Annotated in this window: 2 protein-coding genes (1 of these 2 cut by a window edge); both read left to right on the forward strand. The window is 72.4% G+C overall.

The window, feature by feature from the left end; genetic code table 11:
* Window positions 1–5,909, forward strand: a 5,909-nt coding sequence (locus tag CYQ11_RS28290) for a non-ribosomal peptide synthetase (RefSeq protein ID WP_146104760.1), incomplete at its 5' end; no start/stop codon positions are given.
* On the forward strand, window positions 5,909–12,256 hold the 5' end (the start) of the coding sequence (locus CYQ11_RS28295) for a non-ribosomal peptide synthetase (RefSeq protein ID WP_104651133.1). 16,047 nt of this gene lie beyond the right edge of the window; the window shows 6,348 of its 22,395 coding nt (coding positions 1–6,348); it begins with the start codon at window positions 5,909–5,911; its stop codon lies beyond the right edge, outside the window. The genes CYQ11_RS28290 and CYQ11_RS28295, both read left to right, overlap by 1 nt.

A 12,256-nucleotide genomic window follows, 5' to 3' on the forward strand; every position in this document is an offset into this window, starting at 1 on the left:
CGGGTGAGCGGATGTATCGCACGGGGGACCGGGTGCGGTGGACTGCGGACGGGCAGTTGGTGTTTGCCGGTCGGGTTGATGACCAGGTCAAGATCCGTGGCTTCCGCGTCGAACCCGGCGAGATCGAGAGCGTCATCGCGGCCCACCCCCGCGTGGCCCAGGCGGCGGTCACGGTCCGCGAGGACACCCCCGGCGACAAGCGCCTGGCCGCCTACCTCGTGCCCGCGGATCACGGCACCGACGACCTCGCCGACGTCGTACGCCGGTACGTCGCCGACCGGTTGCCCTCGTACATGATGCCCGCCGCGATCACGCTCCTGGACGCCCTGCCGCTGACCGCCAACAGCAAGCTCGACCGCGCTGCGCTGCCAGCACCGGACTCCGCAGCGACCGCCCCGGGCACCACGGGCCGCGCCCCCGCCAACGCTCAGGAAGAGCTGCTGTGCGAGGCGTTCGCCGAGGTGCTCGGTCTGCCGGTCGTGGGTGTCGACGACGACTTCTTCTCTCTCGGTGGGCATTCGCTGCTGGCCGTCTCGCTGGTGGAGTGGCTGCGGGCCCGTGGTGTATCGGTGTCGGTGCGTGCTCTGTTCGCGACGCCGACGCCGGCCGGGTTGGCGGCGGTGGCCGGGCCCGGGCAGGTCGTGGTGCCGCCGAACCGCATCCCCATCGGGACGAGCGAGGTCACACCGGAGATGCTGCCGCTGGTGGACCTGACCGAGGCGGAGCTCGCGACCGTGACCGTGTCCGTACCGGGCGGCGCGGCCAACGTGGCCGACGTCTACCCCCTGGCCCCGCTCCAGGAAGGCATCTTCTTCCATCACCTCATGGCCGACCAGGACAGCGGCGACGTGTACGTCCTGCCGTTCGTCCTGGCCTTTGACACGCGTGAGCGGCTGGACGGTTTCCTCACGGCACTCCAGTGGGTGGTGGACCGCCACGACATCTACCGCACCGCCATTGTGTGGGAGGGACTGCGCGAGCCCGTCCAGGTCGTGGCCCGGCACGTGGACCTGCCGGTGACGGAGGTCGCCCTCGACAGCGCCGACGACGCCGCCGGCCAACTGATGTCCCGCGCCGGGTCCTGGATGGCTCTCGACCGCGCTCCGCTGCTGACGGCGCACACCGCTGCCGAGCCGGGCACCGGCCGGTGGCTGGCGCTGGTCCGTATCCATCATCTGGTGCAGGACCACACCGCGCTCGACGTGCTGCTGGGGGAGCTGCGCGCCTTCCTGGCCGGCGACAGCGACGAGCTGCCCGCCCCCCTGCCCTTCCGCGAGTTCGTCGCGCAGGCCCGCTTCGGAACGACGGAGCAGGAGCACGAGCGGTACTTCGCCGCACTGCTGGGGGACGTGACCGGGACCACCGCCCCCTACGGCCTGCTCGACGTGCACGGCGCCGGGTCCGCGGTCGCGCGGGACCGGCTGGACGTGGACGAAGCCCTGGCCGGGAGGGTGCGGGAGGTGGCGCGGTCGCTGGGAGTCAGTCCGGCGACCGTCTTCCATCTGGCGTGGGCGCGTGTCCTGGCGGCCGTGTCGGAGCGCGACGACGTGGTGTTCGGCACGGTGCTGTTCGGCCGGATGAACGCGGGCGCAGGCGCCGACCGCGTCCCCGGCCTGTTCATCAACACCCTGCCGGTGCGGGTCCCCGTGAAGGGACGGAGCGTGGGCGAGGCGCTGGCCGGCATGCGCGGCCAGCTCGCCGACCTGTTGGTGCACGAGCACGCTCCCCTCGCCGCGGCCCAGCGGGCCGCCGGGATACCCGGGAACGGGGCCCTCTTCACCTCACTGCTCAACTACCGCCACTCCCGGCCGTCGTCCCAGCAGGCCGGCTCGGCGATCGAAGGGGTCGCGACCCTCTTCGACCGCGAGGGCAACAACTTCCCCCTCACCGTGTCCGTCGACGACGACGGAGCCGGCTTCGCCCTGACCGTCGACGCGGTGGCGCCGGTGGACGCCGGCCAGGTCTGCGGGCTGGTGCACACCGCTTTGGCGAACCTCGTGACCGCGCTGGCAGAGGCGCCCGACACGAGGCTCGCCGCGGTGGACGTCCTGGACGCGCCGCTGCGCCGCCGGCTGACCGACGGTGCCGCTCCCGTCGGCGGCCCGGCGACGGCCGCACCGCGGGCGTACGTGCTCGACGGTTTCCTCTCGCCGGTGCCGTACGGCGCGGTCGGTGAGCTGTACGTGGCGGAGCCCGCCCCCGGTCCGGACGCACGGCCCGGACCCGCCGGCCAGGACGAGCCGGCCGAGGCCGACCTCGTCGCCTGCCCGTTCGGGCCGGCCGGGCGTCGCATGCACCGCACCGGGGAGCGGGCACGCTGGACGCCCGACGGCGTGCTGGAACGCCTCGGCGCCCCGGGCGAGGCCGCCCCCGAAGGCCGGCCTGACGGTGCCGACGCCACGGCCGCCGACCGTGCGCCGGCCGACGACCTCGAGTCCCTGCTGTGCGCCGAGTTCGCCCACATGCTGGGGCGCGACAGCGTCGGCGTGCACGACAACTACTTCCTGCTCGGTGGGCACTCGCTCCTGGCGACGCGGCTCATCAGCCGGCTGCGGTCCGTCCTCGGTGCGGAAGTACCGCTGCGCGCGCTGTTCGAGCACCCCACCCCGGCGGGCCTCGCCGGCCACCTGGCCCGCACCGGCCTCGTACGGACCGCACCGCGCCGGGCCCCGCTGCGCGCCGGGAAGCGCCCCGAGCGTCTCCCGCTGTCGTTCGCACAGCAGCGGCTCTGGTTCATGGGCCAGCTGGACGGCTCGAGCGCCACCTACACCAACACCACCGCTCTCCGGCTCACCGGCCCGCTGAACAGGGAGGCCCTCGCCGCGGCCGTACGGGACGTGGTCGGCCGCCACGAGGTGCTGCGCACCGTGCTGCCGCTCAGCGACGGCACCGGGCACGAGCCCGGCACCGGGCACGACGGGGAGCCCTTCCAGCTGATCCTGCCGGCCGACGAGACGGACGTCGCCATGCCGGTGATCGAGATCGCGCCGGCGGACCTTGCCGGGCAGACGGCCCGTACGACGGGCCACACCTTCGACCTCGCCACGGAGATCCCGATCCGGACGTGGCTGTTCGCCCTCGCCCCCGACCACCACGTGTTCGTCCTGGCCGTCCACCACGGCGCGACCGACGGGTGGTCGACGGGAGTGCTGGCCAGGGACTTGTCGGTGGCGTACACCGCCCGTCTGGACGGGCACGCGCCGCAATGGCCGCCCCTGCCCGTGCAGTACGCGGACTACGCGCTCTGGCAGCGCGACCTGCTCGGCGACCCCCGAGATCCGGACAGTGTGCTGTCCCAGCAGCTGGCCTACTGGCAGGACGCGCTGGCTGGAGCGCCCGAGGAGATCGCTCTGCCGGCCGACCGCCCTCGTCCCTCCGTCGCGACCCACCGCGGGGACGAGGTGGCCGTCGACATCGGCGCGGACCTCCACCGCCGCATCGTGGCGCTGGCCCAGGCGGAGAACGTCACCGTCTTCATGGTGATGCAGGCGGCGCTCGCCGCGCTGCTCAGCAAACTGGGGGCGGGCGACGACATCCCGATCGGCAGCCCCCTCGCCGGCCGGATGGACGACGCCCTCGACGACCTGGTCGGCTTCTTCGTCAACATGCTGGTCCTGCGCACCGACCTGTCGGGAGACCCGGGGTTCCGTGAACTGCTGCGGCGTGTGCGCGGCACGGACCTGGCCGCGTTCGCGCACCAGGACGTGCCGTTCGAACACGTCGTGGAGACGCTCGCCCCCGAGCGGTCCGTCGCGCGGCACCCCCTCTTCCAGGTGACCCTCGCCGTCCAGAACACCCCGGACAGCGCGCTGCGACTGCCCGGACTCGCGGTACGCGCCGAGCCCCTCGAAGAGGGGACCACCAGGTACGACCTGACGCTCAACCTCGCCGAGAGCACGGACGCCGACGGGGCGCCCGCCGGAATGGGCGGCGTGCTCCAGTTCGCCACCGATCTGTTCGACCGACCGACGGTCCAGGCGCTGGCCGACCGGCTGCTGCACCTGCTGGAAAGCGTCGTCGCCGACCCCGAGCGCCCTCTGAGCCGCGTGGACGCGATGACGCCACAAGAACGACGCACCGTGCTGGACTGGAGCACCGGCCCTGAGCGGACGATCGAGGCCACGACCCTGCCGGAGCTCTTCGCCGACCAGGTGCGTCGTTCACCCTCGGCCGTGGCCGTGCGCTCCGGAGACACGGTCCTCACCTACAGCCAGCTGGACGCCCGCGCCGACCGGCTCGCGCAGCGGCTCGCACGCCGGGGCGCGGGACCGGAGAAGCTGGTGGCCGTCGTGCTGCCCCAGTCGGTCGAGCTGGCCGTGACACTGCTGGCGGTGACGAAGACGGGAGCCGCGTTCCTCCCCGTGGATCCCGCCTATCCGGCCGACCGCGTCCGGTTCGTGTTCGACGACGCACGGCCGGTCCTCGTGGTCGTCTCGGGCGACACGGCGGAGCGCGCGCCGGTCGACCCGGAACTGCTGTTCCTGCTCGACGACCAGGAGACGGACGACGGCGCGCAGTGCACCCTCACGCCGCCCTCCCCGGCGAACGCCGCCTATGTGATCTATACGTCGGGGTCGACGGGTCGGCCTAAGGGTGTGGTGGTGTCGCATGGGGGTGTGCCGGGTTTGGCGGTGGCGCAGGGGGATGCGTTTGGGGTGGGTGTGGGGTGTCGGGTGGTGTTGTTGGCGTCGCCGGGGTTTGACGCGTCGGTGATGGAGTTGGTGATGGCGTTGGGGTCGGGGGCTGTGTTGGTGGTGCCGGAGGGGGGTGGTGGTTTGGCGGGTGAGGAGTTGGCGGGTGTGTTGGTGGGTGAGGGGGTGACGCATGGGTTGATTCCGCCGAGTGTGTTGGCGACGGTTCCGGTGCCGGTGGGGGATGTGCTGGAGACGTTGGTGGTGGGGGCGGAGGTGTGTTCTGCGGGGTTGGCGTCTCGGTGGTCGGTGGGGCGTCGGTTGGTGAATGCGTATGGTCCGACCGAGGTGACGGTGTTGTGCACGTTGAGTGATGCGGTGGTGGGGGGTGAGGTGCCGCCGATCGGCCGTCCGATCGTCAACACCCGCGTCTACGTCCTCGACGACACCCTCCGCCCGGTACCCCCCGGAGTGGTCGGCGAGGTCTACGTCGCCGGGCCGGGAGTGGCACGCGGCTACCTCGGCCGCCCGGCGCACACCGCCCAGCGGTTCGTGGCGGACCCCCTCGAGCCGGGCGGGCGGATGTACCGCACGGGGGACCGGGCGCGGTGGCGTGCGGACGGGCAGCTCGACTTCGCGGGGCGTGCGGACGACCAGGTGAAGATCCGGGGGTTCCGGATCGAGCCGGGCGAGGTGGAGGCGGTGCTCGCCGCCCACCCGGGCGTCGCCCAGGCCGCGGTCCTCGTGCGCGAGGACGTACCGGGCGACAAACGCCTGGTCGCCTACCTGGTCCCGTCCCGACAGGACCCCGACGACCTCGTCGACACCGTGCGCGCCCACACTGCCGAGCGGCTGCCGCGGTACATGCTCCCCGCCGCGTTCACGGTCCTCGACACCCTTCCCCTGACGGTCAACGGCAAGCTCGACCACCGGGCACTGCCGGCTCCCGACTACGGCGCCGCCGCGACGAGCACGGGGCGCGCCCCGGCCACACCCGAGGAAGAACTCGTCTGCGGCGTCTACGCGGACACCCTCGGACTGCCGAAGGTCGGAGCCGACGACGACTTCTTCGCCCTGGGCGGCCACTCGCTGCTCGCCACCCGGTTGCTCAGCCGCCTGAGGGCACTGGCGGGCATCGACGTCTCCCTGCGCGTCCTCTTCGAGAACCCCACCTGCTCCGCCCTCGCGGCCTGGATCGCGGCACAGGCCGGCGGGCGCAAGACGACGAAACGAAACCGGCCGACGCTGCGGCCCATGCGTAACCAAGAGGAGTTCTGATGATCCCGTTGTCGTTCGCGCAGCGCCGGTTGTGGTTCCTCGGGCAGTTGGAGGGGCCGAGCGCCACCTACAACATCCCCCTCGTCCTGCGCCTGTCCGGTGAGCTGGACCGGGACGCGCTGGCCGCGGCCCTAGGGGACGTCGTCGCCCGCCACGAGGTCCTGCGCACCATCTTCCCGATGGCAGACGGCGAGCCGCACCAGCGGGTGCTGCCGGTCGAGGAGGCCGGGTTCGAGCTGTCGGTCACCGAGGTGGCGGCCGAGGAACTCGCGGACGCGGTCCGGCGCGCAACCGAGTACGCCTTCGACTTCGCCGTGGAGATCCCCGTGCGGGCGTGGCTGTTCGCGGTCGCGCCGGACGAGCACGTCCTGGTGCTGCTCCTGCACCACATCGCCGGCGACGGCTGGTCGGTGGGCCCGCTGGCGCGGGACGTGTCGGTGGCGTACACCGCCCGGCGCTCCGGTGACGAGCCCCGGTGGTCGCCGTTACCGGTGCAGTACGCGGACTACGCGCTCTGGCAGCGCGAGCTGCTCGGCGACGAGACCGACCCGGACAGCGTGCTCTCCGAACAGGTCGCCTACTGGCGCCGGACCCTCGCCGGCGCGCCGCAGGAGCTGGAGCTCCCCTTCGACCGTCCGCGCCCCACCCAGGCCTCGTACCAGGGACACGCGGTCGGCCTGTCCCTCTCCGCCGACACCCACCGACGGCTGGCCGAGCTGGCCCGCGAGCACGGGGCGACGCTGTTCATGGTGCTGCACGCCGGAATGGCGGCGTTGCTCTCCCGCCTCGGCGCCGGCACGGACATCCCCATCGGCTCGGTGATCGCCGGACGCACCGACGAGGCCCTGGACGAGCTGGTCGGCTGCTTCGTCAACACCGTGGTGATCCGCTCGGACCTGTCCGGCGACCCCACCTTCACCGAGATCCTCTCGCGGGTGCGCGAGACCGCGCTCGACGCGTTCGGACACCAGGACGTGCCGTTCGAGAAACTGGTCGAGGACCTGGCGCCGGCCCGCTCGCTGGCCCGGCACCCGCTGTTCCAGGTCATGGTCACGGCCCAGAGCGCCGACCTGGTGTCCGGGACCGGCGGTGGCTCCGCCCTCCTGCTGCCCGGACTGCGGGCCGAGATGCTGCCCCGGGTCCACGACATGGGCGAGTTCGACCTCGACCTCGGACTCGCCGAGGCCTTCGACGAAGAGGGCCGGCCGGCCGGGCTCCAGGGCATGCTCATCGGGGCGGCGGACCTGTTCACCGCCGACACGGTCGAGCGCTTGGCCGGCTGGGTGGTCCGTGTCCTGGAGACGATGGCCGAAGCCCCCCGGACCCGGCTGAGCGCGGTGGGGGTTCTGAGCGAGGCCGAGCGCCGGCGGGTGCTGGTGGAGTGGAACGACAGCGCGCGGGAAGCCCCGGCGGTGACCGTCCCGGAACTGTTCGCCGCGCAGGTGGCGCGGACGCCGGGTGCGGTTGCGGTGGTGTGTGGTGGTCGTGAGGTGTCGTATGGGGAGTTGGACGAGCGGGCGAATCGTTTGGCCCGGGTGTTGATCGGTCGTGGGGTGGGGCCGGAGTCGGTTGTTGGTGTGGTGTTGGGTCGTTCGCCTGAGTTGTTGGTGGCGATTTTGGCGGTGCTCAAGGCTGGTGGGGCGTATCTGAGTGTGGATGCCGGGTTGCCGGTGGAGCGGGTCGGGTTCGTGCTGGGGGACGCGGCGCCGGTGGTGGTGCTCACCGACCAGGCGTCGGCTGGGGTCGTTCGTGCGGGTGGGGCCGTGCCGGTGGTGGTGATGGACGACCCCGGGGTGAGTGGCGAGTTGCTGGGGTTGTCGGGGGCGCCGGTTGGGCATGAGGACCGGCTTGGTGTGCTGTCGGCCGGCCATCCGGCGTATGTGCTGTACACCTCCGGGTCGACGGGCCGGCCCAAGGGCGTGGTGATCTCGCACGGCGGGTTCGCGAACCTGTCGCTGAGCCACGACCGGTTCGGTGTGGGACCGGGATGCCGGGTCGCGCAGTTCGCCTCGGCGGGCTTCGACATGTTCTGCGAGGAGTGGCTGCTGGCACTGCTGTCGGGGTCCGCTCTGGTCGTCGTGCCACCCGACCAGCGGGTGGGAGCGGACTTCGCGCGGTTCCTGCGGGAGCAGGGGGTCACGCACGCGACCTTGCCGCCGTCGGTGGTGGCCACGATTCCGGAAGGCGGCCTGGATCCGGCGTTCGTTCTGGACGTGGGTGGTGAGGCCTGCACGCCGGAGCTCGTACAGCGCTGGACGGCCGACGGCCGGACGATGTTCAACAGCTACGGACCGACGGAGACGACCGTCAACACCGCTGTCTGGCAGTGCCGCTCGGACGCCGTGACGGATGGCGGCGCCGTGCCGGTCGGCCGGCCGATCGCGAACACGCGCGTGTACGTGCTGGACGACTCGCTGCATCCGGTTCCGCCGGGCGTGATGGGTGACCTGTACGCGACGGGGACCGGCCTGGCGCGGGGATACCTCGGCCGTCCGGGGTTGACGGGTGAGCGGTTCGTGGCCTGCCCGTTCGAGCCCGGACAGCGGATGTACCGCACCGGCGACCGGGTGCGCTGGTCCCCCGACGGGGACCTGGTGTTCGCGGGGCGTGCGGACGACCAGGTGAAGATCCGTGGCTTCCGCATCGAGCCGGGCGAGGTCGAAGCCGTGCTCGGCGCCCACCCGGGCGTCGATCAGGCGGCGGTCGTGGTGCGCGAGGACGTCCCAGGCGAGAAGCGGCTGGTCGGTTACGTGGTGCCGGCGGGTGCCGGCATCGGTGACCTGGGTGAGTCGGCGCGTGGTCTCGCGGCGGAGCGGTTGCCGTCCTACATGGTGCCGTCCGCGGTGATGGTGCTTGACGCCCTGCCGTTGACGGTGAACGGCAAGCTCGACCGAAAGGCCCTGCCGGCACCGGACTTCACGGGAGCCGTGGGCCCCGGACGCCCCCCGGCCAACCCGCGGGAAGAGCTGCTGTGCCGGGCGTTCGCCGAGGTGCTGAGCGTGCCCGCGGTCGGCGTGGAGGACGACTTCTTCGCGCTCGGCGGGCACTCGCTCCTGGTGGTCTCACTGGTCGAGTGGCTGCGTGAGCGAGGCGTGTCGGTGTCGGTGCGTGCGCTGTTCGCGACGCCGACGCCGGCCGGGTTGGCGGCGGTGGCCGGGCCCGGGCAGGTCGTGGTGCCGCCGAACCGCATCCCCATCGGGACGAGCGAGATCACGCCGGAGATGCTGCCGCTGGTGGAGCTGACCGAGGCGGAGATCGCACGGGTCGTGGCCGCGGTGCCGGGCGGCGCCGCGAACGTCGCCGACGTCTATCCGCTGGCCCCCCTGCAAGAGGGCATGTTCTTCCACCACCTCATGTCCGACCGGGAAGGGGGAGACGTCTACGCCACCCCGACCGTGGTGGAGTTCGCGACCCGTGAACGCCTGGACGAGTTCGTCGCGGCCCTGCGCTGGGTGGTGGACCGCCACGACATCTACCGCACGGCGATCCTGTGGGAAGGGCTGCGCGAGCCGGTCCAGGTGGTGGTCCGGGAGGCGGAGCTTCCGGTGGAGGAAGTCGTCCTGGACGCGGACGGCGGGGACCCTGCCGAGCAACTGCAGGCGGCGGACGGCTCGCGGATGGACCTCGGCCGCGCGCCCCTGATGACCGTCCGCGTCGCGGCCGAGCCGGGCACCGCCGAGGGCCGGTGGCTGGCGCTGGTGCGCATCCACCACCTGGTGCAGGACCACACGGCCCTGGACGTGCTGCTGGGAGAGCTGCGCGCCTTCCTCTCCGGTACGACCGACGAGCTGCCGGAGCCGCTGCCGTTCCGCGAGTTCGTCGCCCAGGCACGGCTGGGGGTCGCCCCCGCCGCCCACGAGCGCTACTTCGCCGGACTGCTGGGGGACGTCGAGGAGACGACGGCGCCGTTCGGCCTGTTCGACGTGCACAGCGACGGAAGCGAGGTCACGCAGGCCCACCTGCCGGTGGAGGATGCGCTTGCCGGGCGGTTGCGGGAGGTGGCGCGGTCGTTGGGGGTGAGTCCGGCGACGGTGTTCCATCTGGCGTGGGCGCGGGTGCTGGCGACGGTTTCGGGCCGTGACGACGTGGTGTTCGGGACGGTGTTGTTCGGGCGGATGAACGCGGGGGCGGGTGCCGACCGCGTCCCCGGTCTGTTCATCAACACCCTGCCCGTACGGGTCCGCGTGAAGGGGCAGAGTGTCGGGGAGGCCCTGGCGGGGATGCGGGGGCAGCTCGCCGATCTGATGGTGCACGAGCACGCCCCGCTGACCGTGGCCCAGAGCGCCAGCGGCCTGCCCGGCGGCACCCCGCTGTTCACCTCGCTCTTCAACTACCGGCACAACCAGGACGCCCCCCGGGAACAGAGCACAGCCCTGCGCGGCATGAGCGTCCTGTCCTACCGCGACCTCAGCAACTACCCGCTCACCGTCTCCATCGACGTCGGTGAGACCGACTTCGCCATCACCGTCGACGCCACGACTCCGGCCGACCCCCGCCACGTGTGCACCCTGCTGCACACCGCCCTCGGCAACCTCGTCACGGCTCTGGAGGAGGACGGCGTCACGCCGCTTGCGGCGGTGGACGTGCTGGATGCCGCCACCGTGAGGCGACTGGTCGAAGAGTGGAGCACGCGCGCGTGGCCCACGCCACGGAGGCGGGACGACGCGGCCGCCACGACGGGCACGCGCGCGTTCGTGCTCGACGAGACCCTGCGTCCCGTGCCCGTCGGGGTGGTCGGGGACCTGTACGTGACGGCCCGGCGCGGAACCACCGCCCTCCCGTGCCCCTTCGCGGCAGATCCGGACGAGCGGATGTACCGCACCGGGGACCGGGTGCGCTGGACTGCGGACGGGCGGCTGGAACACCTCGGGCGCGCCGGCGAGCAGCTCCGCCTCGGTGGGTTCCGGGTGGAGCCCGGCGAGATCGAGGCCGTGCTCGCCGCCCACCCCCGGGTGGCCCGCGCGGCCGTGGCCGTCCGCGAGGACGCCGCCGGTGGCGAACGCCTGGTCGCCTACCTCGAGGCCGCCGGCCAGGGCGCGCACACGGACGGCGGCGGCCTGGCCGACGCCCTGCGCGGATACGCGGTGGGGCGTCTGCCGCAGCACCTCCAGCCCGCCGACATCGTGCTGATCGACGCGCTGCCGTCGACGACGGACGGACACCTGGACCGCGCGGCGCTGCCCGCCCTCGACCACGCGACCGCCGCCCGGCCCGCCGGCCGGGCACCCGCCAACGCGGTGGAGGAGATCCTCTGCGCCGAGTTCGCCACCGTCCTGGGTCTCGACCACGTCGGAGTGGACGACAACTACTTCCTGCTCGGCGGCCAGTCGTTGTCGGCGACGCGCCTGGTGAGCCGTCTGCGGTCGGTGCTCGGCGTCGAGGTGCCCTTGCGGGCGCTGTTCGAGTGCCCCACACCGTCGGGTCTGGCCGCACGGTTGGTGCAGGCGGAGCCGGGGCGTGTGGCGTTGGGTGCGGGGGTGCGTCCGGAGCGGGTGCCGTTGTCGTTCGCGCAGCGGCGGTTGTGGTTCATCGGGCAGTTGGAGGGGCCGAGTGCCACCTACAACATTCCCCTCGCCTTGCGTCTGTCTGGTGGGTTGGATCGTGACGCTCTGGTGGCGGCGCTGGGGGATGTCGTGGGGCGTCATGAGGTGCTGCGCACGGTGTTCCCGGTGGTGGACGGTGAGCCGTGTCAGCGGGTGTTGTCGGTCGGGGAGGCCGGGTTCGCTGTCGAGGTCGCCGAGGTGGCCGAGGAGGCGTTGACGGAGGCGGTGGACCGCGCCTCTCGGCATGCCTTCGACCTGTCCGGCGAGGTTCCGGTGCGGGCGTGGTTGTTCGCGGTGGCGCCGGATGAGCATGTGCTGGTGCTGGTGTTGCATCACATCGCTGGTGACGGCTGGTCGATGGGGCCGTTGGCGCGGGATGTGTCGGTGGCGTACGCGGCGCGGTGTGCTGGTGGCGAGCCTGGGTGGTCGGCGTTGCCGGTGCAGTACGCGGATTACGCGCTGTGGCAGCGTGAGTTGCTGGGCGATGAGGGTGACCCCGAGAGTGTGATCTCGCGGCAGGTGGCCTATTGGCGTGAGGCGTTGGCGGGGGCGCCGGAGGAGCTGGAGCTGCCGGTGGATCGGCCGCGGCCGGCGGAGTCTTCCCACCGTGGGTACGTCGCGCGGGTCGACGTACCGGCTGACGTGCATCAAGCCCTCCTGCGTATGGCGCGGGCTGAGGGTGTGACGCTGTTCATGGTGGTGCAGGCGGCGTTGGCGGTGTTGTTGTCGAAGGTGGGTGCGGGTGTTGATGTGCCGATTGGTGCGTCGGTGGCGGGGCGTACGGATCAGGCGTTGGAGGGGTTG

Source organism: Streptomyces cinnamoneus (genome assembly GCF_002939475.1).
Classification (GTDB): Bacteria; Actinomycetota; Actinomycetes; order Streptomycetales; family Streptomycetaceae; genus Streptomyces; species Streptomyces cinnamoneus_A.